Origin of the sequence: Kitasatospora sp. GP30 (genome assembly GCF_029892145.1) — a bacterium.
GTDB lineage: Bacteria > Actinomycetota > Actinomycetes > Streptomycetales > Streptomycetaceae > Kitasatospora > Kitasatospora acidiphila.
Genome location: NZ_JARZAH010000019.1, coordinates 45757 through 70563 on the forward strand (window position 1 = coordinate 45757; position 24807 = coordinate 70563).

Sequence of the window (24807 nt, forward strand, 5' to 3'; positions counted from 1 at the left end):
TCGGCTCGCGTCAATGGCTTCGTACACGTCGGGCGGCACTCGGGCAGGTGCGGAGCCACTCGTTTCCGGAGGCCGGCGGGGGTTGCCGGCGGGGGCGCCCGCCTTGCCATGCCCCTGCCCATCCGTCAAATCCGGGGCCGCTCATCACCCGTTCGAGGGCGTTTCTGATCGCGCCACGCGGGTTGGACCGGCGGCGGGCTTCCGCGAATCGTAGCGTCCTGTTCCAGAGGGCTCGTAGGCTCTTGAACACCACTCTGATCGAGGAGGCACCCATGCATGCCACCCGTACCCCGCAAACCGCCGCCCCCGCCGCGCCCCCGGCCCAGCCGGCCGGCGCCAAGCCCAGCTGGTCGGCCCCGGCGGTGGAGTGCCACCGCACCGGCGCCGAGGTCACCGCCTACGCCGGCCGGGTCACCCCGTGGCGCAACCGCTGACCCGCGAGCGGTTCGCGGCGAAGCTGTTCGACCTGCGCGAACGGTACTGGGACACCCACCCGTTCCATCTGCGCCTGCACTCCGGTGGCTGCACGCCACCGGAGTTGCGGCGCTGGGTGGCGAACCGGTGGTACTACCAGCTCGTCCTGACCCGCAAGAACGCCGCGATCATCGCCAACTGCCCGCTGCCTGAGGTCCGTCGGATCTGGTCCCAGCGCCTCGCCTACCAGGACGGGCCGAGCGGGGACGAAGGCGGTCTGGCCGACTGGCTGGTGCTCGCCGAGGCGGTCGGCCTCGACCGCGCCGAGGTGCTCGACGAGCGGCACGTCGCCCGGGGCACCCGGTTCGCCGTCAACGCCTACCTGCACTTCTGCCAGACCCGGCCGTGGACCGACGGCGTCGCGGCGGCGCTCACCGAGATGTTCTCGCCCGACCACATGGCCGAGCGGGTCACCGCCTGGCGCGTGCACTACCCGTGGATCGACGAGGGCGGATACGCCTACTTCGAGCACCGGATCCCGGTCGCCCGCAAGGACAGTGCCCAGACCCTGGAACTCGTCCTGGACCACTGCACCACCGCCGCCGACCAGCAGGCCGCGATCGAGGCCCTGGCCTTCAAGTGCGAGGTGCTGCGCGCCATGCTGGACGCGGTCGAGTACGGGGCCGATCGGTGACCGCCGCGCCGGCTGCCGTACTTCCCGGGCTGCGCACGGGCGTTCGGCTGGTGCACGACCCGCTCCGCGAGCAGTCCGCGCTGCTCTACCCCGAGGGCGTGCTGCTGCTCAACGACACCGCCGCCGCCGTGCTCCGGCACTGCGACGGGCGGCAGGACGCGGCCCGGCTGACCACCCGGCTCGGCGAGGAGTACGACGGGGTGGACGGCGCCGAGGTGGTCGCCCTGCTCGCCGACCTCGCCGAGCGCCGCCTGCTCACCCTGGACGGCACCGGCGCGCCTGTCCGGCCGCACACCGCGGCCGGACCGGGCGGCGGCCCCCTTCGCCGGCCGGCCCCGCTCGGGCTGATCGCCGAGCTCACCTACCGCTGCCCCCTGCAGTGCACCTACTGCGCCAATCCGCTCGAACTCGCCAAGTACCGCGAGGAGTTGCAAACCGAGCAGTGGCTCCGGATCCTCGACCAGGCCCGCGAGCTGGGCGTGCTCCAAATCCATCTCACCGGCGGCGAACCGCTGTTGCGCCGCGACCTGGTCGACCTGGTCGCCCATGCCCGTCAACTGGGCTTGTACACCAACCTGGTGACCAGCGGCATCCCCCTGACCGCCGGGCGGGCCGCGGCGCTCGCCGACGCGGGCCTGGACCATGTGCAGCTCTCGCTGCAGGACGCCGACGCGCGCAGCGCCGATGCCGTGGCCGGGTTGGCCGCCCATGACCGGAAGCTGGCCGCGGCACGGCAGTTCACCGAGGCCGGCCTGCCTCTGACCGTCAACGCCGTGCTGCACCGGGGCAATCTGGCCCGGCTCGGCGCCCTCGCCGACCAGGCGGTGGCGCTGGGCGCGGACCGGGTCGAGCTCGCGCACACCCAGTACTACGGCTGGGCCTGGCACAACCGCGCCCACCTCGCCCCCACCGAGGAGCAGGTCCGGCAGGCGGAGTCGGACGTCGCCGCGGCCCGGGAGCGGCACGCCGACCGGATCGAGATCACCCTGGTCGCCGCGGACCACCACAGCGGCACCGTCAAGCCCTGCATGGACGGCTGGGGCGAGCGCCAACTGGTGGTCAACCCCGATGGCGCCGTGCTGCCCTGCCTGGCCGCCGCCCAGTTGCCCGGCCTGCCGGTACCCAGCGCGGCCGCCGAGCCGCTGGCGGCGATCTGGCACGACTCGCCCGCGTTCAACCGGTTCCGGGGTACCGACTGGATGCCGGAGCCGTGCCGCAGCTGCGAGTTGCGCGAGCTGGACCACGGCGGCTGCCGCTGCCAGGCCTTCCAGTTCACCGGCGATCCGGCCGCCACCGACCCGGCCTGCCGGCTCTCGCCGCACCACCACCTGGTCACCGCACCGGCCCCGGCGGAGAGTTCGGGCCCGGTGCCCCGGCGCTTCCGCTGAGGTCCGCCGACAGCGGTGCCCGGCCTGCTCGTCGAGCGGGCCGGGCACCGAGGCGGGTCGGGTCACTGGCTGCCGAACGCCACCAGGTGGCCGTCCCTGGTCCCGACGTAGACCCGGCCGCCGTCGGTGGCGGGAGAGACGAACTTGGCGGCCGTGCCGATCGGGAACGACCGGATCAGGTGCATGCTCCCGTTGACCGGCAGCGCGTTGTAGACCCGCAGCTCGCCGCCGACCCCGCCGACGCCGGAGCCCGACCAGACGGCCCAGACCAGCGCGGAGCCGGAGTTGCTGCCGTTGGAGGTGACCACGGGCGAGCCGGAGCCGTAGCCGAAGCCCTCGCTGCTGGTCGCCGCGCTACTGAAGACCGGCACGCCGGCGCCGTTCACCGAGTACTTCAGCGCCCGCAGCGGCGCGTGGCCGTTCCCGGTGTCGGTGGCCACGGTGTAGATGTAGCCGCCGTCACCGCCCCAGACGCCGGGGTGGCCCCAGATGCCCTCGAACGGCCCGGCCATGCTGACCGGGTTGTCGCCGCCGTTCGGGCCCTGCCCCATGCCGCCCAGGTTGTTCCGGTCCAGCACGAAGACCCGGCCGTCCTTGCCGACCTGGACCAGCAGGTTCGGGTGCGTCTTGGTGCCGAAGCCCGCCGGCAGGGCGACCGGACCGCCCGAGTCGAAGTCGGAGTCGTGGCTGTCCAGCGACCGGTTGTCGACCGGGCTGAAGAAGTCCTTGGCGGTCAAGCTGCCGTCGGCGTTCACCGCGAGCCGCACCACCGACTCGCCGAGGTGCCCCGACGGCTGGTTGCCCGGGCCCTTGGTGGGCGAAGCACCGGTGCCTGCGCCATTGCCGGTGGTGAGGATGATCCGGCCGGCGCCGTCCGAGACCAGCCCGCCACCGCTCTGCCAGACCCCGGCCTCCTGGGTGCTGGACCCCACCTCGGTCGACCACAGGGTGAGCTTGCGGCTGGTGGTGTTCACCCCGGCCACCGAGCCGACGAACGGACCGTTGTCGCAGTACGAGGCGAACCCGGCGTAGACCGCGCCGCCCATCAGCAGCAGCCCGGGCCGCTGCGCCGAGCGGAACGGTTCGAACGGCTGGCCGGGACTGTTGGTCGGCGTGCCCTGGATGGTCACCGGCCAGCCCGCGCGCTCGGCGCCGGTTCCGGCGTCCATCGCGTGCATGTACCAGTGCGGATGCTGCACGTCCGAACCGTCGTTGGCCTTGTCGACCGCGTAGACGGTGTTGGACGCCGGGTCGTAGACGGGCGTGCTGGTGATGCCGGTCTGCTTGGCGGGGTCGTTGCAGTTGACCGCGGAGGTGGGCCAGGCCGGGCCGAGCTGGCGGGTCCAGTTGACCTTGCCGCTGGCGGGATCGAGGCCGTAGACGTAGTTGTTCTCGGTGGCGACGATCACGTTCTTGGCCGTGACCAGCGGCTGCGCCAGCACCGCGCCGTTGACCGCGGTGGAGAAGCGCTGGCCGAAGGTCGACGCGGCCACCTGACTCGGCGACAGGTTGGGCTCCGCCGCGTCCCAGCCGGTCCGCAGGTTGTTCCCCGAGATGGTGGTCTCGACGGCGTGCGCCGGGTTAGGGAGCCCTAACAGCAGCAGGCTCGCTGCTGCCGCCGCCCCCGTTCTCAGTCGCAGCAGCCCTGGTCGGCCGCTCGCTTCGCCGACTTGTCGGTGCATTGCTGACATGAGTTCCGCCATGTGATCCGCCCTGGTGTTCGATGTCCGTGGACGCTGAGGTCCGGCCGATCGCCAGTGTGCTGACCGAAAGTCAGGTTATCCGCTCAATGCGGTCGGACACGGCGGCGTGCCACTCAAATGGCGGCCCGACTCGCCGTCACCTGTTGTCCGCCACCGATCGATCGATGAGGTTTGAGTACAGACCGATGTAGCAACCCTCACACACCGGAGGCCCGATGGCCGAGGACACCACCCGCTCGGCAGCCGCCCGCCGACGGTCCGCACGACGCACCCAGCGCATGCTGCACGCCCTCACCGCGCTGGCGCTGGCGCTGTCGGCGGCGGTCGGGACGGCGGCGATGGCCGACAGCCCGACGGACAGCGTGGCGGACTCCCCGCCGCCGTCCACCGCGGACCAGGAGAAGGGGATGACCAGCGGGCTGCCGCTGGCCGACCCGGTCACCGCCGACACCAAGCGGGCCCTGACCATCACGCTGGGCGCGGCCCGCACCAACTTCCAGGTGGGCGGCAAGTCGGTCTACGGCGAGTCCTACGCCGGCACCTTCGTGGCCCCGACCCTGCTGGTGAAGCCGGGCTCCACCGTCACCGTCCGGCTGGTCAACCACCTGCCGGTGGCGACCAGCCTGCACTTCCACGGCCTGCACATCTCCCCCGCCGGCGACTCGGACAACCCGGCCAGCTGCGTGGCGCCGGGCGGCACGACCGACTACAAGCTGGCGATCCCGGCCGACCATCCGCTCGGCACCTTCTGGTACCACAGCCATGCGATGGGCACCGCCTGTCCCAGCAAGTCGGCCGACCTGGCGGACCCGGGGAGCACGGCGGACATGACGAAGATGGCGGACATGGCGGACACGGCGGCGGACGGTGCCGGCTTCGTCCCCGGCGACGTGGAGAACCAGATCTTCGCGGGCCTGTCGGGCGCCCTGATCGTCGGCGACGACCGCACCCTGCTGCCCAAGGGCCTCCAGTCCGTCACCGCGCACACCATGGTGCTGAAGGACGTCCAACTCGACGCCGACAACCACATCGCGCAGGGCGGCATCGTCTCCAACAATCCGACGGTCCGCCTGGTCAACGGCCAGCTGCGGCCGGTGCTGACCATGCGGCCCGACGAGACCCAGCTGTGGCGGCTGGTCAACGCCGGAGCCGACATCTTCTACCAACTGCGGCTGGACGGGTACCGGTTCACCGTGATCGGCGAGGACGGCACCCCGGTCGCCCGGGTGAGCACCCCCGACACCCTGCTGCTACCGCCCGGCAAGCGCTACGACGTGCTGGTCACCGCGGGTGCCAAGGCGGGCGCGGCGACGCTGCGCACCACCGCCTACAGCACCGGCCCGGCGGGCGACCAGTACCCGGACACCGCGCTGGCCACCGTCAAAATCGCCGGCACCCCGGCGGCCAAGCTGCCCGCGGTCACCGGAGGCATCCGCACCGCCCCAGCCGACCTGTCGACCGCCCCGATCGCCCAGCGCCGGACCGTGAACCTGTCCCAGGCCGCGGACGGCAGCGCCTACTACCTCAACGCCAAGCAGTACGCGATGGGCTCGTCCGTCTTCGACACGCCCGCCAAGCTGGGCACCGTCGAGGAGTGGACCATCGTCAACTACACCGAGATCAACCACCCGTTCCATCTGCACACCGGCACCTTCCAGGTGATGTCCGTCAACGGCACCGCGCAGCCGTACAGCCATCGCCAGGACACGGTGGTCGTCGACCGCGCGGTGGGCGGCGAGAACGGCCAGGTGGTGATCCGGATCGCCTTCACCGACTATCCGGGCGACTGGCTGTTCCACTGCCACATCGCAGCCCACGAGGACAAGGGCATGATGAGCTTCATCCCGGTGGTCCGCTGAGTGGGTCCGCCAGTAGGAGGGTGGGTAGAGGAGCGGCGTCCGGGCCGAGTCTGGGCGGCGCCGACGATGGGGGCACCTCCCGGCCGAAGGCTGGGGGAGAGAGTCCGGCCGTCGCGACGCCGCCGGCCTACTGGCGGACCCTCTTAGGCCGGCTGCCGCTGCAGAGCAGGCACCAAGGCGCCCGGTCGGGCCCGCGGTCGGCGGGGCCCGGCCGGGCGTCCTGGCGAGAGCGTCAGAACTGGGTGCTGACGGTGACTCCGCTGAAGTCGGTGACGGCGTGCAGGGTGAGGTAGTGGTAGCCGGCCGTCGGGTTGGTGACGGTGAGGGTCTGGGTGGTGCCGGGGTTGGTGGAGGAGGCCGTGAAGGCGGCCGGGGTGGCCCAGGTGCTGTCGTTGTAGTAGAGGGCCGCGGTGCCGGTGCCGCCGGAGGTGGAGACCTTCAGGCTGGTGGTGCCGGCCGGCAGGTAGACGTACAGGTAGTCGTTGCCGCCGGCGGCCTCGGCGCGGTTGGACCGGGAGCAGTTCTGGCCCATCGCGTCGGTGCGCGGGTCGGTGCAGCTCGGCAGGGTGGCCGGGCCGGCGGTGGTCACGGTCACCGAGGCCGGGGTGCTGGCGGTCCGGCCGGTGTTGTCGGTGACGGTGAGGGCGACGGTGTAGGTGCCGGCCGCCGTGTAGGTGTGGACCGGGTTCTGCTGGTCCGAGGTGCTGCCGTCACCGAAGGTCCAGTGCCAGGCGGTGATGGTGCCGCCGCCGGTCTGCACGGACTTGTCGGTCAGGCTGACCGTGGCGCCGCTGACGGCCGAGCCGAACAGGGCCGTCGGGCCGTTGGCGTAGCAGGCGCCGGCGGCGCAGTTGGTCAGCCAGCTGTCGAAGTCGGCGTCGTAGGAGGTGCCCAGGTTGTTGTAGACCGCGTAGGCGCCCTGGTAGTCGCCGGTGCGGAAGTGGCCCAGCATGTTCGCGACGTCGGCGGGGTGCTTCTCGAACATGTAGCGGACGGCCAGGTAGCCCCAGGGGTAGGTGCGCACCGAGTCCGAGTTGGCGTAGGTGTTCTGGAAGATCGTGCTGAGCTTGTAGGTGTGCTTGGCCGCCTCGGCCATCGCCTGGGTGTCCGTGGTGCCGCGGTAGCTGTAGGACTCGTACTCGGCGACGCCCTCGATCCACCAGATGTCCGGCACGGAGGTGAAGCTGCCGAAGTTGCCCTTGGTGTCGTAGATGTTGTCGAGGTAGTGGGTGTACTCGTGGTTGAGGTTCCACACGTTGGCGGGGAAGCCGTCGTTCCACGACTTGCGGTACATCACCGTGACGGCCTGGTTGTTCGGGTCGGTCGGGTCCATGACGGTCTGGCCGCCGTTGTCGGTGGAGTTCCCGAAGATCGCCCAGGAGTAGGTCAGGTAGTCGGCCTGGTTGGCGAAGATCCCGAAGGTGATGGTCTTGCCGTACGGGTTGACCGGGCCGCTGTCCTTGACCAGGTTGTGGAAGAAGCCGTCCTCGCCCCGCAGACTGGTGCAGACCGTGTTGAGCTCGTCGGCGGTGAGGTTCTCGGTCTGCAGGGTGCGGTTGTCGCAGACCAACTGGTTCGGCAGCACCGCGGCGGTCAGCTTGGCCGGCAGGTCGCAGGTGCCGTAGGCCGAGCAGTGCGACGCGTCGTACAGGTTGGCGTCGTAGGCCGTGTGCACGTAGAGCGGGCCGGTCGCGCCGGTGATCGGGGTGGCGTCGAGCACCGCCTTCACCTGCTGCCCGGCGGCCGCCCCGGCGGCGCCGCCGTCACCGGCGGCCCGGCCGAGGTCGTTGCCGGCGTTCACCACGAGATTGCCGTTCGGACCGCCGGCCATGCCCTTGTTGGTGGTCGCGAAGCTCGACATGGCGCTGAAGACGCTCGGGTCCGCGGCGACGGCGTTGACGAAGTCCGGGTTCCAGTTGCCGCGCCACAGCGGCGCGAACAGCACCGAGTTGACGGCCTTGTCCATGCCGGCGACGGCGTCGTAGGAGCTGTTGTAGCCGCTCAGCACCTGCTTGTAGGTGTTCAGGTAGGACGCCTGCAGGTTGGCGCTGTCGGTCATCACCAGCGCGTCGTAGAGCACCGGCGCGTTGGCCGCGGTGACGTCCTTCCAGTGCGCGCTGCCGAAGAAGGCGTCCAGCGCCGCCTTGTTGGCGGCCGTCAGCGCCGCGTCGTAACCGCCCACGGCGGCCGCGTTGTTGGACTGCACGTACCAGCCGGCGCGGAGGAAGATCTCCAACTGCCAGATGCCGGTGGAGTCGTCACCGGTGTAGTGGGCCGCCAGCGCCTGGTAGGCGTTGGCGACGGTCATCATCTGCGATTCCTTGAAGATGTTGCCCGCGTCGGTACCGGTGGTGTTGAACAGCGTGTTGACGCAGTCGGAGGTCGAGCCCTCGATGAAGGAGACCAGTGCGCTGCCGCTGCGGCTGCCGAAGTCGGACGGGGAGCAATTCGCCGTGGCACGGCCGGCGTTCGGCTTCGGGGCCGGCGGCTGGGCGGACTGCGCCGCCACGGCGCCGGTCGCCAGGGTCTGCTGCGGCTGGGCCAGTTGGTCCCGCGACAGCGGAAGTGCCGCGGGGGCGAACTCCTCCGAGGCGCTGGCGCCGGCTGCGGGGAGGGTGGCACCGAGCGGCTTGGGGGCAGCGGGCGAGGTGTTGGCGGCCTGCTTGGCGGTGGCCGGGCCGGGGGCGGCGAAGGCCGCCGGCGCCGGCAGCAGACAGGCCGCGGTGGCACAGCCGGCGACGAGGCCGGACATGAGGGTGGGGAGGGGTATGCGCAGTCGCACTGCTGGTCCTTCTCCTGAGTGGGGGTCGACTCACTGCTGAGCAATCAGGCGGGGCCTGGGGGGAATTGACGTGAAGCTTGTCAGTCGACGAAGTACTGTGCAATGTGACAGGTCATATGATCTTGCGGCCGGCCGCCATAACAGCGGGGCGACTTACAGGCGGGCGCCGCGGTAGGTGCGGGCGGCCCAGGCCTGGAAGTGCGGTGAGCCGGCGATCAGTTCGCGGTAGGCGGCGGTCGCGGCGCCGAACAGCGTCTCGACCAGCTCGCCACCGACCGTCGCGGACCGCCAGGCCAGCAGGTACCGGGTCCACAGCGGGGTGCCGGCCAGCGCCTTGATCACCACGGCGGACTGCGGCTTGGTGGTCGCTTGCACGGTGGAGACGCCGAGCCCGGCCGCGATCATGTCCTGGAGCTCCAGCCGGTCGCCGAGGAACTCGTGCACCGCCGCGGGGCTGAATCCGGCGGCGCCGCAGGCGGAGAAGAAGACCCCGGGCCAGCCGGCGCCGTCATCGGGGGTGACGAACCAGGGCTCCTCGGCGAGGTCGGCGAGCGCCACCTCGGTGCGGTGCCGCAGCCGGTGCCCGGCGGCCAGCGCCACGAAGGTCGGCTCGGTGACGATGCCCCGGTACGCCACCGCGTCGGAATGCCTCAGCTCCATGCCCGGGTAGTCGACGGCGATCGCCGCGTCCAGCACCCCCTGCTCCAGCAGGTCGACGATGTCGGAGGAGCGGTAGACACTGCTGACCGTCACCTGGAGCTCCGGCAGCTGGCTGCGGAGCCGGGACAGCATCCCGGGCAGCACCGGCGAGTTGGTGGCGGCCAGCCGCAGCTCCCGGCGGCCGGCCGCGGTCTCGTCGATCGAACGGCGCCCCAGGCAGTCGGCCCGGGCCAGCACCTCGCGGGCGGCCGCCAGCACCTCGGCCCCGAATCCGGTCGGCGCCACCCCGGAGGTGGTGCGCTCGAAGAGCGGCGCGCCCAGGTGCCGCTCGATCCGGCGCAGTTGGGTGCTGGTGGCGGGCTGCGAGGAGCCAAGCTGCGCGGCAGCCCGGCCCACGCTGCCGGTGTCGGCGATGGCGCACAGCACCCGCAGATGCCGAAGCTCAAGCTCCACCGGGGCGCCCCTCTCCAGTTGTGCAATTGCACACGTTACATGTCAGATGATCCAAGTACTCACCATCCCGCCCCTGACATGCCGCGTCAAGCCCTCGGCAGGACCCGTCACTGCGCCTCGGGGCGGCACTCCCCCGGCCAGTCGAGGGCCAGCCGCTGACGGCGCGGCAGCTGGGCGACGATCAGGTCGTAGGAGTCCTCGATCATCTCGTCGACCAGCCGCCGCGGCACCGAGCCGTCCAGCACCACGGTGTTCCAGTGCCGCTTGTTGAGGTGCCAGCCACCGGTGATCGCGGGGTACTCGGCGCGCAGCCGGACCGCCAACTCGGGATCGCACTTGAGGCTCACCCGCAACGGCGGTTCCCCGTCCAGCGCGCTGATCGCGAACATCTTCCCGCCGACCTTGAAGACCGACGTCTCCGGGCCGAACGGGAAGGTCTCCTCGGCACCCTTGAAGGCCAGGCAGGCTGCTTTGAGTTCCTCGGGCTTCATCACCATGGTCACAGTCTGCCGATCACCGCCGACACCGGGCGCGGCCGCCCCGGCCCTGGCCCGGACACCTCCCTGGGCCCGCGTTCGCAGTAGACCGGTGCCCGCGTACCGCGAACGCAGCAGGCCAGGTGTCTGCGCGTGCCGGACGACGGAACGGCCCGGATCGCGGAGTCTGGAATCGTTCCAAGATCCAGGAGGTTCGATGTCCGTCCTTGCCCGCTGGTGCCATCGGCACCGGCTCGTCACCGTACTGCTCTGGCTGGGGCTTCTGGTGGGCCTGGGTGTGGTGTCCGGCAAGGTGGGCACCGCGTACAGCAACAGCCTGTCGCTGCCGTCCACCGAATCCAGCAAGGCGATGGACCTGCTGAAGGCGAACATGCCGGCGGCTGCGGGTGACCAGGACACCGTGGTCTGGCACGTCAACGACGGGTCGGTGACCGATCCGGCGGTCAAGGACCGGATGACGCAGACGCTGGACGCGATCGCCCACAGCCCCGGGGTCGCCTCGGTCTCCAGCCCGTACACGCCGCACGGCGCAGCGCAGGTGAGCCCGGACGGCCGCACCGCCTACGCCCAGGTGCTCTTCGACCAGGACGCCATGCACGTGGCCAAGGGCGACGCCGAGCAGGTGGTCAAGCTCGCCGAGCAGGCCCGCAGCTCATCGCTGGACGTGCAGTCGGGCGGCGGGGCGATCGCCAAGACCGAGCAGAACATCGGCGGCACCACTGAACTGGTCGGCATCCTGGCCGCGTTGGCCATCCTGCTGCTGATCTTCCGGTCCGCCTGGGCTGCCGTGCTGCCGGTGCTCACCGGGGCGGCCGGGGTCGGCGCCGGAGTGCTCGGCATCGGGCTGCTGAGCCACAGCCTCTCGCTGGCCGACACCGCGCCCACGCTGGCCTCGCTGGTCGGTCTCGGCGTCGGGATCGACTACGCGCTCTTCGTGGTCAACCGGCACCGCAAGGGCCTGATGTCGGGCCTCAGCGTGGAGGAGTCGGTGGTCCGGGCGCTGAACACCTCCGGCCGCGCCGTGGTGTTCGCCGGTGCCACCGTGATGGTTGCGCTGCTCGGCATGCTGGTGCTGGGCATCAGCTTCCTGAACGGCATGGCGATCGGGGCCGCGGTCACCGTGGCGCTGACCGTGCTGGCCGCCATCACGTTGCTGCCCGCACTGCTCGGCCTGCTGAAGCTGCGGGTGCTGAGCCGCCGTCAGCGCCGTCAGCTGGCGGACGGGGTGCGGCAGGACCAGGCCGCCACCGGGGCGTTCGGCCGCTGGGCCGCGAAGGTGGAGGCGCGGCCGCTGGGCAAGGCCCTGGTCGCCCTGGTGCTGCTGGTGGCGGTGGCGCTGCCGGTCCTGTCACTGCGGCTGGGCAGCTCGGACGCGGGCAACAACCCGAAGACCAGCACCACCCGGCAGGCCTACGACCTGATGGCGCAGGGCTTCGGGCCGGGCTCCAACGGGCCGCTGCTGCTGGTCGCGCAGACCGGCGGGCCGCAGGACCAGCAGGCGGTGGAGCACTTGGTCACCGAGCTGAAGTCGACACCGGGCGTGGCCCGGGTGGCGGCGCTGCCGACCAAGCCGGGCCAGCAGGTCACCCCGATCAGCGTGGTGCCGACCAGCTCGCCGCAGTCCGCGCAGACCTCGGACCTGATCACCCACCTGCGCCATGACGTGATCCCGGCGGCCGAGCAGGGCACCGACCTGAAGGTGCTGGTCGGCGGTTCGACCGCGACGTCCGCGGACTTCGCCGACGTGCTCACCGGGAAGCTGCCGATGTTCGTGGCGATCATCGTGGGTCTGGGCTGCCTGCTGATGATGATCGCCTTCCGCAGCCTGCTGGTGCCGCTGCTCGGTGCCGTGATGAACCTGCTCACCATGGGCGCGGCGTTCGGCGCGATCATCGCGGTCTTCCAGTGGGGCTGGGGCTCGGAGGCGCTGGGTGCCGGCGCGGCCGGGCCGGTGGAGGCGTTCGCCCCCACGATGATCATCGCGATCCTGTTCGGCCTCTCGATGGACTACCAGGTCTTCCTGATCAGCCGGATGCACGAGGAGTGGCACCGCACCGGGGACAACCACCGGTCGGTGCGGGTGGGGCACGGCGAGACCGGGCTGGTGATCACGGCCGCCGCGCTGATCATGGGGTCGGTGTTCGCCAGCTTCATCTTCGGCGGGCAGCGGATGATCGCGGAGTTCGGTCTGGGCCTCGCGGTGGCGGTGCTGCTGGACGTGCTGCTGGTGCGCCTGGTGCTGGTGCCGGCGCTGATGCACCGGTTCGGGCGGGCCAACTGGTGGCTGCCGCGCTGGCTCGACCGGGTGCTGCCGCACGTGTCGGTGGAGGGCGAGCCGGACCCGGAGCCGGTGCGGCCGCCAGAGCTGACCGTGGTCGGACGGCCCTGACCAGCACACCTAAGGTGGAGGGGTGGCGATGATCGAGCGGTTCCGGGGCTGGCTGCGGGTGCGGCCGGCGGCGAACGACGTCATCGCCACCCTCATCTGCCTGGCGATCGGCGTGCCGATCGCACTGACCTCCGCCTATCAGCAGCACAAGTCGGTGTCGGTGACGATGCTGCTGCTGGCGGTCTCCTGCCTGCCGCTGCTGGTCCGCAGCCGCTGGCCGATCCCGGTGGCCGCGGCCACCGTGCTGATCTGCGAGCTCGGCTTCGCGCTGTCCTCGGCGGTGGCCACCGCGCCGGTCTCCGTGATCTTCGCGCTGTACTGGGTGGCGCTGACCACCGACCGGGTCACCGCCTGGCGCACCGGCGGCTGCGCCGCGGCGATCCTGCTGGTCTCCGGGCTGACCTTCCGCCCCGGCGTGGACCGGCTGGCGGAGAACCTGGGGGTGCTCGGCTGGACCGGCGCCGCCGTAGCACTGGGCGACGCCCTGCGCAGCCGCCGCGAGCTGCTGGTCTCCTACCGGGAGCGGGCCGAGCGCGCCGAGCGCACCAAGGAGGCGGAGGCGCAGCGCCGGGTCACCGAGGAGCGGATCCGGATCGCCCGCGAGCTGCACGACGTGGTGGCCCATCACATCACCCTGGTCAACGCGCAGGCCGGGGTGGCGCACCATCTGATGCGCCGTGACCCGGAGCACGCCTACCAGGCGCTGGAGCGGATCCGCGACACCAGCCGGGCCGCACTGGACGAGCTGCGCGCCACGGTGGGTCTGCTGCGCGGCCGGGACGACGGCGAGGAGCCGCGCGAGCCGACGCCCGGCCTGGCCGACCTGCCGGCGCTGCTGGATTCGTTCCGGCACGCCGGGTTGACCGTCGGCCTGGAACGCACCGGCCCCGAGAGCGAGCTGCCGCAGCTGACCGAGCTGACCGAGCTGACCGCCTATCGGATCATCCAGGAGGCGCTGACCAACACCCACAAGCACGCCGAGGCCGGCGCCGCCGTGGTGCGGTTGGAGACCGGCGCCTCGGTGCTGAGCGTCACCGTCACCGACGACGGCAACGGCAGCGGTGGCGGGCCCGGAACCGGTCACGGGATGATCGGGATGCACGAGCGCGCCCGCTCCGCCGGCGGCACCCTGCACGCCGGTTCCCGCCCGGGCGGCGGCTTCCGGGTGCATGCCGAACTCCCCCTGCGACCCAAGGGCTGATCCATGACCATCCGCGTGCTGCTCGCCGACGACCAGGCCCTGCTGCGCGGCACCTTCCGGCTGCTGATCGACTCCACCGACGACCTGGAGGTGGTCGGCGAGGCCGGCACCGGCCGCCAGGCGGTGGCCATGACCCGGGCGCTGCGGCCCGACCTGGTGCTGATGGACATTCGGATGCCCGAGCTGGACGGCGTGGCCGCCACCCGGGAGATCACCGCCGATCCGGCGCTGGCCGCGGTGAAGGTGCTGGTGCTGACCACCTTCGAGAACGACGAGTACGTGGCGGAGGCGCTGCGGGCCGGCGCCGGCGGGTTCCTCGGCAAGGGCATCGACCCCGAGGAGTTGCTGACCGCGATCCGGGTGGTGGCGGCCGGTGACGCGCTGCTCTCACCGGCCGCCACCCGGGCGCTGATCGGGCGCTTCCTGGCCCAGCCGGCCGTGCCGGGCGGGGTGCCGGAGCGGCTCTCCTCGCTCACCGCCCGGGAGCTCGAGGTGGTCACCCTGGTCGCGGCGGGCCTGTCCAATGACGACATCGCCGGGCGGCTGTTCATCACCCCGCTCACCGCGAAGACCCACGTCAACCGGGCGATGGCCAAGCTGGACGCCCGGGACCGGGCCCAACTGGTGGTGATCGCCTACCAGTCGGGCCTGGTCCGGGCCGGCGGGAGCTGAGGGTCGCTCAGAGCCCGAGCCCGTGATGTCAGGGCTCGTCGGGTCGGGACCCGTCGGCTCAGAGCTCGTCGGGTCGGGGCCCGTCGGCTCAGAGCTCGTCGGGTCGGGGCCCGCCGGGTCGGGGCCCGCTTGGTCGGGGCCCGCCGGGTCGGGGCCGTCGGCTCAGGGCCCGTCGAGTCAGAGCTCGTCGAGCTCAGTTCGATCACGGTGCTTCCCCCCGCGCGGTTCGAAGTCGGCGGCGATCTCAAACCGGCGGGGGAAGGGGAAGCAGCACAACCGGCGGGGGATCCACCATGACACCCGGTCAGGACTCCAGGCTCAGCCAGGTCGTCTTGTACTGGGTGTAGTTCTCGAACGCCTCCGGGCCGTTCTCACGGCCGTAGCCGCTGGCCTTGAAGCCGCCGAACGGCGCCGACGGATCGTAGAGGTGCCAGGTGTTGATCCAGACGGTGCCGGCGTCCAGCCGCTGCGCCACCCGCAGCGCCTTGGCCACGTCCCGGGTCTGGACGCCCGCGGCGAGGCCGTACGGGGTGTCGTTGCCGAGCGCCACCGCCTCCTCCTCGGTGTCGAACGGGATGACCGGCAGCACCGGACCGAAGATCTCCTCCTGGGCGATCCGCATGTCGTTGCGGGCGTCCGCGAAGACGGTCGGCCGGATGTACCAGCCGCGGCCGTCGACGGTCAGCGAGTCGCCGCCGGTGACCAGCCGGGCCTTGTCCTCGTCCCGGCCGATCCGGACGTAGTCCATCACCTTGTCGAACTCGCGCCTGGTGGCGATCGGTCCGAAGTCGGTGGCGGGGTCGAACGGGTCGCCGGTGCGGGCGCCCGCGCACAGCGCGGTCAGTCGCTCGACCACCTCGTCGTAGACCTCCCGCTGCACCAGCAGGCGCGAGCCGGCCACGCAGACCTCGCCCTTGTTCCAGAAGATCGCGTAGAACGCGGTGGTGACCGCCTGGTCCAGGTCGGCGTCGGCGAAGATGATGTTCGGGCTCTTGCCGCCCAGTTCCATGGTGAGGTGCTTGAGGGTGTCGGCCGAGTCGCGGATGATCGACTTTCCGGTGCCGGTGGAGCCGGTGAGCGCGATCTTGTCGATCCGCGGGTCTGTCACCAGGGCCCGGCCCACCTCGGAGCCGCCGCCGGTCAGCAGGTTGTACGCGCCCTCCGGCACCCCGGCATCCATCATGATCTCGGCCAGCGTGATCGAGGAGAGCGGGGTGTCCGAGGACGGCTTGTGGATGAAGGAGTTGCCGGCCGCCAGCGCCGGGGCGATCTTGCTGACGGTCAGGATCAGCGGGAAGTTGAACGGCGTGACGGCCGCCACCGTGCCCAGCGGCTGCCGGTTGGTGAAGGCCATCACCCGGCCCAGCGCGCCGACCGGCTCGACGGTCTTGACCGCGCCCTCCAGCTTGGTGGTCCAACCGGCGAAGTAGCGGAACATGTTGGCGATGTGCGGGATGTCGATGGTCATGGCGTCCCGCCACAGCTTGCCCATGTCCACGACCTCGCGGAAGGCCAGTTCCTCGGCCCGCTCCTCGATCAGGTCGGCGACCCGGTTGAGAACCTTGGCCCGCTGGGAGCCCGGCATCGCGCTCCACCGGCCGTCGTCGAAGGCCTCCTTGGCGGCGGCCGCGGCCAGCGCCGCGTCCTCGGCACCGGCCCGCGCCACCGTGGTGGTGACCTGTTCGGTGGCCGGGTTGACGGTCTCCTGGCGGGCGCCGGAGAGCGCCTCGCGCCAGCTGCCGCCGATCAGCAGCCGGCCGGGGGCGACGGTGCGCGAGTCGGCGCTCAGCGGTGCGGCGTTGGGGGTGTTGCCCGTTGTCATCTGGGAGTTCCTCAGGAAGTGAAGACTGCGGCGAAGGACTGGTACTGCTTGCGGCCGTCGCGGATCACGAGGGTGTCCGCCGCATAGCTGGCCGGGCCGCCGTGCCACTCCAGGAAGGCGGTGTCGCCGTCCACCAGCGGGCGGCCGAACTCGATGGCTTCGCGGACCTCGGCCGGGAACCACTCGGTGAACACCCGGCGGTAGAAGTCGGCGATCGCCTCCCGCCCGGTGATCGCGCCGAACCCGTTGACCAGCACGGCGTCCGGCGCGTAGTCGGCGGCGATCGCCTCGACGTCACCCTTCTTCCAGGCCTCGAAGTGCCGCACGGCCAGCTCCTCGGTGGTCGGGCCGCCGCCGAGCCGGGCCAGCCAGGCGTCCTCCTGGCCCGGCTCCGGCATCAACTGCCCACCCTCGAAGATGTATTTGGACGGCACGTCGCGCACGATGGTGGCGACCTCCGCCAGGGGGCGGCCGGTGATGTCGGCCACCGCCGCGGCGAGCTCGCGCAGGATCCGCTGCTTGTCGCCGTCCGACCGGCCGGCCCGGATCCGGCCGGTGATCACGATCGGCCCGGCCGGCTCGCCGCCGACGAAGTAGTCCCCCGCCGCGAACGCCTCGAACGAGGTGTGCACGAATGACTCGGGGGCACCGGTCACCGCAGCATGGATCCGGGTCACCGCCCCCGCGATCTCACGCTTCTGATCAGACGTCAGGCCATCGACCGGAAACGCCACTGAGTACATGGGCATGACTGAGCTCCTTTCCGACGATTCGTCAGCGGTAGCCGTAGGACTGCCAGTTGTCCAGAACGTACTGCTGGAGGTCGGTCGGCCAGTTGTGGGCGAAGTCCGAGGCCACCGGCCGCTCGCCGACCGGGAAGCGGTCCGCCAGCAGGCAGTTGTAGACCACCTTGGTGGCGTGGTAGCTGAGCCGCTCGTGCTCGTCCAGGTAGATCGGGATGATGTTCTGCGACTGGTTGGGGAAGTGCGCCTCGCCGTGCTCGGGGTGCGAGCGGCTGGCGAACGCCCAGATCAGCTGGTTCGGGTCGGCGATGTCGAAGTCGTGCTCGACCAGCAGCAGCTTGGGCACGCCGAAGGCCAACTTGCCCGCGCCGAACACCACTTCGCCGACCCGCTGGGCCATCTCCTGCGAGCTCAGGCCGGAGCGCTCGTGCCAGTCCACAGGGAGCGCCACCACCCACCAGTGGCAGGCCGACTCCAACACTCCCCAGCAGGCCGAGACCGGCAGTTCGGCCTGGCGCAGCACGTGCATCATCTCGGCGGCGTGCGGCAGGCCCCAGCCGGTGTGGTCCTCCTCGACCGGCGCGCCGGCCACCGCCACCGGCAGGATCGGGTCATTGCGGTGGGTCACGGCGGTGACGTGCAGCACCGGCTTGGGCGAGTGGCTGCCCCGGTCCAGGTAACCGGGGTACTCCCCCATCGGGCCCTCCTCCACGGTGTCGGTGAGCGAGACATAGCCCTCGATCACGATCTCCGCGGTGGCCGGCACCAGCAGGTCGACGGTCTCCGCCTGCACCATCTCCAGCGGCTCGCCGAAGTAGGCGCCCATGAAGTGCGACTCGTCCTCGCCCTCCGGGATCGGCATCCCGCCGACGAACGGCAGGCCCGGCTCGACGCCCAGCGCCACCGCGATCGGCATCGGCTCGCCCTGCCGCTCCCAGAGCGCCCGGATGATGCCCAGGTGCTGCGGCGGCGGGATCAGGCACGCCAGCCGGTTGCGGTCGACCAGCATCATCCGGTTGATCGACCAGTTGGTCCAGGAACCGTCCGGGGTGCGGACGATGTTCATGCCGAAGGACTGGATGTAGCGGCCGCCGTCGCCGTCGTGGATCAGCGGGGTGGGGAACTTCAGCAGGTCGACCTCGTCGCCCTTCATGATGTTCTCCTTGCACGGGCCGGTCGCCAGCACCTTCGGCGGGATCGGCTCGCGCTGCCGGGCGTCGGCCAGCGCCGTGACGATGTCGGCGCCCTTGGCGTCGGCCGGCAGGCCCAGGGCCAGCGCGATCCGGCTGTAGGCGAGCCCCGGCTGAGCGGAGAGGCCGGCGGGCGCGGAGAGCACCCGGAATCCCTTGTCGATCCCCTTGATGGTGTTGAACAGCGGTGCCGGGGCCCGCAGTTCATAGGACCGACGGGCGACGGCGCCGATCTCCAGGTTCCAGTCGACCTCCTTGTCGATCTCCTGGACTTCGCCGATCTTGGCCAGCTCCTCGATGAACTCGCGCAGGCTCTTCAGGTGTTTCAACGGTTCGGCCTCTCACCACAAGTCGTGCACAACAGGTCGTGCTTGAAGGTCGTGCTTGAAGGTCGTGCTTGAAGGTCGTGCTTGAAGGTCGTGCTTGAAGGTCGGCTACTCGCCCCAGCGCGGCAGGTCCGGGACGTCCACGCCGAGCAGGTCGAGCGCGCGGCCCGCGGTGTGGTCGACGATCTCCTCGACCGTGCGCGGGCGCAGGTAGAAGGCGGGCACCGGCGGCATCACGATGCCGCCGCACTCGGTGACGGCGGTCATCGCCCGCAGATGGCCCAGAGTCAGCGGGGTCTCCCGGACCAGCAGCACCAGGCGGCGGCGCTCCTTGAGGGTGACGTCCGCGGCCCGGGTCAGCAGGTTGTCCCCGTTGGAGTGGGCGATCGCCGACAGGGTCCGGATCGAGCAGGGCGCCACGATCATTCCGGCGGTGCGGAACGAGCCGGAGGCGATCGCGGCGCCGATGTCGGCCGGCCGGTACACCACGTCGGCCATCGCCGCCAGATCACGGGCCGTCAGGTCGGTCTCATGGGCGCGGGTCTGCTGCCCGGCGGGGGTGACCACCAGATGGGTCTCCAGCCCGGCCTTGCGGGCCAGTTCCAGCACTCTCGTCCCGTACACCAACCCGGTCGCGCCGCTGATCCCCACCACAAGACGACGGGTTCCGTCCATCACTCCACCTTCCAGTTCTGGCAGTGACCGTACGGACGGGCGACAACGCGGCACTATCGCGCGGCGTCGGCCGGCCGGCCGGCGCTCCGGCCCTGCGTCAGCAGCCGGTTGAGGTGCGCGGTGTCGGCCGCCAGGGCCTCCAAGGAGAGCTGCGGCATGGTCGCCGCGTCGGCCGCGACCACCGCCAGTGCCAGCGGCAGCCGTCCGCACCGCTCCACCAGCCGGGCCAGCGCGGCCTCCTGACCGCTGCTGCGGGCCGCGCCCAGCCGGTGCACCAGCAACTCCCGGGCGCCGTCCGAGCTGAGCCGCTCCAGCGGCAGCGGCTCGGCGCCGTCCGCCACCACCAGCGCCGCCAACGGCTGCCGACTGGTCACCACGGTGCGGCAGCTGGTGCCGGGCGGCAGCAGCGGCCGCACCTGCTCGGCGTCCCGGGCGTCGTCGAAGACGAAGAGCAGCCGGCGCCCGGCCACCGTACTGCGGTAGAGCGCCGCGCGGCCCTCGAAGGTGACCGGCTGGCGGTCCGACGGCACCCCCAGGCAGTCCAGCAGCACGCTGACCGCGCGCCGCGGATCGACCGGGCCGTCCGCGGCATGCCCCTTGAGGTCGACGAACAGCTGGCCGTCCGGGAACCGGTCGGCCGCGTGGTGCGCCCAGGCCAGCGCCAGGGTGGTCTTGCCAACCCCGGCCGGTCCGGTCAGCAGCGCCACCTGGCAGTCGGTGGCGGGGGCCAGCAGGCGGCCCAGCTCCTTGGACTCCGCCTCCCGGCCGACCAGCAGGCGCGGCGCCCTGGGCAGTTGGCGCGGCGGCGGCTCGAACCGCTCCGCCGCCACCGGGCCGGCCGCAGCGGCCGGCAGCCGCTGCGCCGAGCGCCAGACCTCGATCACGGCGGCCGTGGCGGCGTCTCGCAGGATCAACTCATGGGCTGCCTGTAGCGGTTGGGACGGGCCGACGCCCAACTCCTCACGCAGCAGACCGCAGAACCGGTGGTAGTCGGCCAGCGCCTCGGCCCGCTGCCCGGCGGAGTGCAGCGCGACCAGCTTGCGCAACTGCAAGGGCTCCCGGAGCGGGTGACGGATGAGCAGCTCGGCCAGCCACTGCGTCGCCTGGTCGAACCGGGCCGCACCCAGCGCCGCGTCGATCCGTAACTCCTCCAGGCGCAGCTGCAGCCCGCTCAACGGCGGTAGGTGCTCCGCCCGCAGCCGGTCGAAGGGCACGTCCTGCAGGGGCTCGCCGCGCCACAACTCCACTGCCTGGCCAGCCAGTTCCAACGCCATCGGCCAGTCGCCGGCGGCCACCGCACGGCGCGCCCGCTGCTCCAGCGCGCCCGCATGCAGATGGTCGGCCTCCTCGGCGGCGCGCAGCTCCAGCCGGTAGCCGCCGGCCTCGGTGCGCACTCGGGCGGCCAGCTCAGGGCCCAGCTGCCTGCGCAGCCGGGTCACGTAGTTGAGCACGGCAGCCCTGGCGCTGGGCGGGGCGTCGCCATCCCAGAGCATGTCGATCAGGGTGTCCATGGTGACGTGCTGGTTCGGCCGCACCAGCAGGCAGGCCAGCAGCGCCCGCTGCTTGGGCGCCGGGACGACGTGTAACCGACCGTCGCCATCGCTGGACTCGATCGGCCCCAACAACCCGAAGCGCATTGCCCTGGTCCCCCGCCCTGCCGTCATTCTGCCCGCCGCCCGCTGCCATGGTCCAGCGTCCCTCAGCCCGCTGACCGGCCACGGACCGCACGCTGACCGGACCCTGACAGCGAACCGGGGGTGGTGGTGGGGCTGGGTGCGGCGGCGGGCCCGGGTTCACTGGCAAGCCCGGGTGCGGCAGCAGACTCGGGCGCGGGGCTGGGCTCGGACACGGCAGCAGACTCCGGCGCAGCGGAAGGCCCCGGCACGGTGGCAGGCGCGGGCGCGACAGCAGACCCCGGCCCGGAGCCGGGCTCGGACACGGCAGCAGACTCCGGCGCAGGACCGGGTTCGGCTGCGAGGACCGGCCTGGGCGCAGCAGCAGGCTCGGGCGCGAGCACGACCTCCGGCGCAGCGGCGCGCTCCGGCGCGGAGCCGGGCCCGGGTGCGGCGGCGGCCTAAGGTGCGGGGGTGGCTAATGCGGAGACGGCGTCCAGGTCGAGGGCGGCTCCGCGGTGGTAGGCGGTTTCGAAGGCTTCGTCGCCCAGGTGGCCGCGCAGGTCGGCGGTCGGCCCTGCCGGGCCGGGGTCGGCGGCGGCGATGCCCAACAGCATGGCGGCGAGTGCGAAGTCCCGGTTGGCGCAGGCACGGTCGGCCAGGATCCGCAGGGCGGCCCGCCGGTCGGGGGCGTCGGTGGCGGCCATGGTGAGGTCCACAGCCTGCCGCAGGTTGTCCCGGGCCCCGGCCACCTCGCCCTGACGCAGCATCGCACCGGCGATCCGGGAGAGCATCGTCGGCAGCAGCGCGGCGCCGGCGCCCTGCGCCAGGGCCCGGCGCAGCTGCTCGAAGCGACGCCGCGCCTCGGCGAAGTGCCCGGAGCGGTTGGCCAGTTCGACCAGGCCTCCGGTGGCCCAGACCGCGGCCAGCTGGTCCGTGGAGTGTTCCGCCAGGGCCAGAGCCCTGGTCAGTTCGGCCTGGGCGGCAGCGGGTTCGCCGGCCCGGACCAGTTCATAGCCGAGCTGCGCGACCACCACCGGCACGTGCTGGTCCATGCCGAGCTCGGCCAGGCAGGCCAGCGCCTCCCGGTAGCAGGCGGCGGCGGTGGCCGGTTCGCCGATGATGGACGCCAGCGACTGGGCGGCCACGTAGCGGCCCCATCGATCACCGAGCACCGCGAAGATGTCCCGGGCCCGCGCGACGTCCGACCGCGCTTGGGTCAGCTCGCTCTCGCCGACCAGCACGAGGCCGCGGAGCATGAGCGCCAACGCCTCGGTCCACGGCTCGGCTTCGGGCATCACCGCGGTCAGCTCCTGCCGGGCCCGGGCCCGGTCGTGCGCCAGCAGCGCATCGATCGGTGCCAGGAAGACGAGCACCGGGTGCGCCCCGCGCTCCGCCCGCTCGGCATGCTCGCGGGCCCGCGCCACGGCCCGGCGGCCGAGCTCCGGGGCGCCGCCCGCGAAGGCCGAGGAGAGCACCAGGGCGTGCGCCGTCGCGATCACGGTGCGCTCGGTGGGCAGCCCGGCGCCGGGCAGCGCCAGCACCCGGTCCACCAACTGGTAGTCGTAGCGGGCCCCTTGGACCAGCCACGGCCACATCAGCGCAGCGCACAGCCGTAGCGCGGTCCCGTTCTGCCCGGCGTCCAGTGAACGGCGCAGCGCCGCGAAGAGGTTGGGGTGTTCGGCGCGCAACCGGGCCAGCCAGGGCAGCTGTTCGCCGGTGCGCAGCCGCGGTTCGGCGGTCTGCGCGAAGGCCGTCCAGTGCAGCGCGTGGGCCTGCTGGAGCTGGTCGGTCTCGCCGGCCTCGGCCAGTCGCTCGGCGCCGTAGGCGCGGATGGTGTCGAGCATCCGGTAGCGGGTGCCGGTGCCGGGCACGGCCGGCTCGCCGACCTCCACCAGCGACTTGTCGACCAGCGCCGCCAGGATGTCGAGCACGGCGGCGCGCGGCAGTTCGGGACCGGTGCCGCAGAGCTGCTCGATGTCCTCCAGCGTGGCGCCGCCGGCGAAGACGGTGAAGCGGCGGGCCAGCACCCGCTCCGGCTGCTCCAGCATCGACCAGCTCCAGTCGACCACCGCGCGCAGCGTCTGGTGGCGGGCGGGGGCGGTGCGGTCGGAGTTGGCGAGCAGCTGGAACCGGTCGTCGAGGCGCCGGGCCAGCTCCTGCGGGTCGAGGATCCGGATCCGGGCCGCGGCCAGTTCGATGGCCAGTGGCAGGCCGTCGAGGCGGCGGCAGATCTCGATCACGGCCGGCGCGGACTCGGGGCCGAGGCTGAAGCCGGGCCGGACGGCGGCGGCCCGGTCCAGGAAGAGCCGCACGGCCGGGTAGCCGGGCGCGGCGGCGGTCGGGCTGCCGGGTGCGGGCAGGCTCAGTGGCGGCAGCGGGAACTGCTGCTCGCCGGTGAGCCCCAGCACCTCCCGGCTGGTGGCCAGGATCCGCAGCTCGGGGCAGTCGGCCAGCAGCCGCCCGGCCAGCAGCGCGACGGCGGCGGCCAGGTGCTCGCAGTTGTCGAGCACCAGCAGCACGGGCCGGTGGCGCAGGGCGGCGACGATCCGCTCGGCGATGCCGCCGGCGGACGTGGTGCCCGAGTCGGCCAGGGCGGGCTGGAGCTGCTCCTGGGGGCCGACGGTGACCAGGACGGTCTGGGCCACGTAGCCGGGGTCGGCGACTGCGGCCAGGTCGACGAACCAGGCTTCGCCGAACGGCTGCTCGGGGTGCCGGGCGAGCAGTTCCCGGACGAACCTGGTCTTGCCGGCGCCACCGGGGCCGACCACGGTGACCAGCCGGGCCGTGGTCAGCAGCCGGTACACCTGCCGCAGCTCCGCGGCGCGGCCGACGAAGCTGGTGCTGCCGGCGGGTATCGCGGAGCGGGGCGCCGGGGCGGCCACGGCCGCTCGGGGCTGCGGGATCCGGCGCAGCACGTCGAGCTGGACGGCGGCCAGTTCGGCGGACGGTTCCACGCCGAGCTGCTCGGCCAGCTCGGTTCGTACCCGCTGGTAGACGGCGAGTGCCTCGGCCTGCCGACCGGTCGCCTGCAGGGCGCGCATCAGCTGGCCCTGCAGGCGCTCCCGCCAGGGGTGCGCGGCGGCCAGCTGCTCCAGCTCGGGGAGCAGGGCGGCGGCCCGACCGAGCGCCAGTTCGGCGTCGTGGCGGTCCTCGGCGGCGAGCAGCCGGGTGGCGCCCAGCCGGTCGGCGGCGGGGGCGGCGAACGGCGCCTCGCCCAGGCCGGTGAGCGCGGCCGGCCCGCGCCACAGCCGGTCGGCGGCGCGCAGCAGCTCGGCCGCCTGCGCGGTGTGCCCGGCGGCGAGGGCGGCCCGGCCCTGCTCGGCCAGCCGCTGGAAGCGCAGGGCGTCCACCGCGTCCGGCTCGAACGCCAGCCGGTAGCCGCCGGCCTCCAGGTGCAGCGCGTCCGGCTCGCCGCCGCTCGCCAGTACGCGGCGTAGGCGGGAGACCCGGCGCTGCAGCGCGTTGGCCGCCCCGGCGGGCAGCTCGGCGCCCCACAGGTCGTCCACCAGTGCCTCGGCGGTCACCGCCTGCCCCGCCACCAGTGCCAGCCGGGCCAGCAGCGCACGCAGCGTGGCACTGCCGATCTCGATCGATCTGCCGTCGCCGGCCCGCACGGCCAACGGCCCAAGGAGGTCAATCCGCACAATGATCATTGTGGCATCAAGCGGCCATCGGCCGTGCGGCGTCCGGAATCTGACGAAAGCCCAGGTCAGCACCCACCCC

The 24807-nt window shown here is 72.3% G+C and carries 17 protein-coding genes; 7 read left to right on the top strand and 10 right to left on the bottom strand.

Translation table 11 applies throughout. The features are described from left to right. The first annotated feature begins 272 nt into the window (after positions 1 to 272). Genes pqqA through pqqE form a run of 3 tightly spaced genes read left to right on the top strand, consistent with a single transcriptional unit; the run spans position 273 to position 2496 of the window. The gene (gene pqqA, locus P3T35_RS24070) at positions 273 to 434 is read left to right on the top strand and encodes a pyrroloquinoline quinone precursor peptide PqqA (protein ID WP_101384252.1); all 162 of its coding nucleotides are present in this window, start codon (positions 273 to 275) and stop codon (positions 432 to 434) included. Beyond that, complete coding sequence (pqqC, locus tag P3T35_RS24075) at positions 419 to 1108, top strand: pyrroloquinoline-quinone synthase PqqC (RefSeq protein ID WP_101384251.1); 690 nt, start codon at positions 419 to 421, stop codon at positions 1106 to 1108. The genes pqqA and pqqC overlap by 16 nt, the downstream gene beginning before the upstream one ends. After that, on the top strand, positions 1105 to 2496 hold the full coding sequence (gene pqqE, locus P3T35_RS24080) for a pyrroloquinoline quinone biosynthesis protein PqqE (protein ID WP_101384250.1): 1392 nt from the start codon (positions 1105 to 1107) through the stop codon (positions 2494 to 2496). Before pqqC ends, pqqE begins: the two co-directional genes overlap by 4 nt. 62 nt (positions 2497 to 2558) lie before the next feature. Here pqqE and P3T35_RS24085 read toward each other — a convergent pair whose 3' ends face one another. After that, on the bottom strand, positions 2559 to 4178 hold the full coding sequence (locus P3T35_RS24085; RefSeq protein ID WP_180356794.1) for a PQQ-binding-like beta-propeller repeat protein: 1620 nt from the start codon (positions 4176 to 4178) through the stop codon (positions 2559 to 2561). A 236-nt stretch (positions 4179 to 4414) separates the two neighbouring features. Here P3T35_RS24085 and P3T35_RS24090 point away from each other — a divergent pair, with 236 nt between their 5' ends. Further along, positions 4415 to 6058 carry a multicopper oxidase family protein gene (locus tag P3T35_RS24090; RefSeq protein WP_218976746.1) on the top strand — a complete coding sequence of 548 codons (1644 nt, stop codon included), beginning with the start codon at positions 4415 to 4417 and terminating at the stop codon, positions 6056 to 6058. A 232-nt stretch (positions 6059 to 6290) separates the two neighbouring features. On the opposite strand, the gene P3T35_RS24095 is transcribed toward P3T35_RS24090, so the two are convergent. From P3T35_RS24095 to P3T35_RS24105, 3 genes are all read right to left on the bottom strand, one after another. Next, positions 6291 to 8840 (bottom strand): collagenase, encoded by a 2550-nt coding sequence (locus tag P3T35_RS24095; protein ID WP_101384248.1) that lies wholly within the window; start codon positions 8838 to 8840, stop codon positions 6291 to 6293. Between the two features lie 153 nt (positions 8841 to 8993). Further along, positions 8994 to 9953, bottom strand: coding sequence for a LysR family transcriptional regulator (locus P3T35_RS24100; protein WP_101384247.1), 960 nt, complete (start codon positions 9951 to 9953; stop codon positions 8994 to 8996). Positions 9954 to 10060: 107 nt separating this feature from the next. Next, on the bottom strand, positions 10061 to 10444 hold the full coding sequence (locus P3T35_RS24105; protein ID WP_101385539.1) for an MmcQ/YjbR family DNA-binding protein: 384 nt from the start codon (positions 10442 to 10444) through the stop codon (positions 10061 to 10063). Positions 10445 to 10646: 202 nt separating this feature from the next. On the opposite strand from P3T35_RS24105, the gene P3T35_RS24110 reads away from it, so the two are divergent. From P3T35_RS24110 to P3T35_RS24120, 3 genes are read left to right on the top strand one after another with little or no spacing between them, the layout of a single operon-like run. Continuing rightward, on the top strand, positions 10647 to 12839 hold the full coding sequence (locus P3T35_RS24110; RefSeq protein WP_101384246.1) for an MMPL family transporter: 2193 nt from the start codon (positions 10647 to 10649) through the stop codon (positions 12837 to 12839). Positions 12840 to 12867: 28 nt separating this feature from the next. Beyond that, positions 12868 to 14040, top strand: coding sequence for a histidine kinase (locus P3T35_RS24115; protein ID WP_180356921.1), 1173 nt, complete (start codon positions 12868 to 12870; stop codon positions 14038 to 14040). A 3-nt stretch (positions 14041 to 14043) separates the two neighbouring features. After that, the gene (locus P3T35_RS24120) at positions 14044 to 14712 is read left to right on the top strand and encodes a response regulator transcription factor (RefSeq protein ID WP_101384244.1); all 669 of its coding nucleotides are present in this window, start codon (positions 14044 to 14046) and stop codon (positions 14710 to 14712) included. Between the two features lie 304 nt (positions 14713 to 15016). Here the strand turns inward: P3T35_RS24120 and P3T35_RS24125 are convergent, their stop codons facing one another. The 6 genes from P3T35_RS24125 to P3T35_RS24150 form a co-directional block, all read right to left on the bottom strand. Continuing rightward, positions 15017 to 16534 carry an aldehyde dehydrogenase family protein gene (locus tag P3T35_RS24125; RefSeq protein WP_101384243.1) on the bottom strand — a complete coding sequence of 506 codons (1518 nt, stop codon included), beginning with the start codon at positions 16532 to 16534 and terminating at the stop codon, positions 15017 to 15019. Positions 16535 to 16545: 11 nt separating this feature from the next. Next, positions 16546 to 17283, bottom strand: coding sequence for a nuclear transport factor 2 family protein (locus tag P3T35_RS24130; protein WP_101384242.1), 738 nt, complete (start codon positions 17281 to 17283; stop codon positions 16546 to 16548). 25 nt (positions 17284 to 17308) lie between these two features. Further along, entirely contained in the window at positions 17309 to 18796 is a 1488-nt protein-coding gene (locus tag P3T35_RS24135) for a UbiD family decarboxylase (RefSeq protein WP_101384241.1), read from the bottom strand. Between the two features lie 105 nt (positions 18797 to 18901). After that, entirely contained in the window at positions 18902 to 19468 is a 567-nt protein-coding gene (locus P3T35_RS24140; RefSeq protein ID WP_101384240.1) for a UbiX family flavin prenyltransferase, read from the bottom strand. 53 nt (positions 19469 to 19521) lie between these two features. Beyond that, positions 19522 to 21105, bottom strand: coding sequence for a BTAD domain-containing putative transcriptional regulator (locus P3T35_RS24145; RefSeq protein ID WP_180356793.1), 1584 nt, complete (start codon positions 21103 to 21105; stop codon positions 19522 to 19524). Between the two features lie 437 nt (positions 21106 to 21542). After that, a complete protein-coding gene (locus P3T35_RS24150) occupies positions 21543 to 24728 on the bottom strand; it encodes a BTAD domain-containing putative transcriptional regulator (RefSeq protein WP_180356792.1) in 3186 nt (1061 codons plus the stop codon). Positions 24729 to 24807: the final 79 nt, after the last annotated feature.

What these genes read in the sequence shown, in the direction of transcription:
- P3T35_RS24120 (WP_101384244.1), top strand. Translation starts at nt 14,044, where the DNA reads ATGACCATCCGCGTGCTGCTCGCCGACGACCAGGCCCTGCTGCGCGGC.
- P3T35_RS24110 (WP_101384246.1), top strand. Translation starts at nt 10,647, where the DNA reads ATGTCCGTCCTTGCCCGCTGGTGCCATCGGCACCGGCTCGTCACCGTA.
- P3T35_RS24125 (WP_101384243.1), bottom strand. Translation starts at nt 16,534, where the DNA reads ATGACAACGGGCAACACCCCCAACGCCGCACCGCTGAGCGCCGACTCG.
- P3T35_RS24145 (WP_180356793.1), bottom strand. Translation starts at nt 21,105, where the DNA reads ATGCGCTTCGGGTTGTTGGGGCCGATCGAGTCCAGCGATGGCGACGGT.
- P3T35_RS24085 (WP_180356794.1), bottom strand. Translation starts at nt 4,178, where the DNA reads ATGCACCGACAAGTCGGCGAAGCGAGCGGCCGACCAGGGCTGCTGCGA.
- P3T35_RS24105 (WP_101385539.1), bottom strand. Translation starts at nt 10,444, where the DNA reads ATGAAGCCCGAGGAACTCAAAGCAGCCTGCCTGGCCTTCAAGGGTGCC.
- P3T35_RS24115 (WP_180356921.1), top strand. Translation starts at nt 12,868, where the DNA reads ATGATCGAGCGGTTCCGGGGCTGGCTGCGGGTGCGGCCGGCGGCGAAC.
- P3T35_RS24140 (WP_101384240.1), bottom strand. Translation starts at nt 19,468, where the DNA reads ATGGACGGAACCCGTCGTCTTGTGGTGGGGATCAGCGGCGCGACCGGG.
- P3T35_RS24090 (WP_218976746.1), top strand. Translation starts at nt 4,415, where the DNA reads ATGGCCGAGGACACCACCCGCTCGGCAGCCGCCCGCCGACGGTCCGCA.
- pqqA (WP_101384252.1), top strand. Translation starts at nt 273, where the DNA reads ATGCATGCCACCCGTACCCCGCAAACCGCCGCCCCCGCCGCGCCCCCG.
- P3T35_RS24130 (WP_101384242.1), bottom strand. Translation starts at nt 17,283, where the DNA reads ATGCCCATGTACTCAGTGGCGTTTCCGGTCGATGGCCTGACGTCTGAT.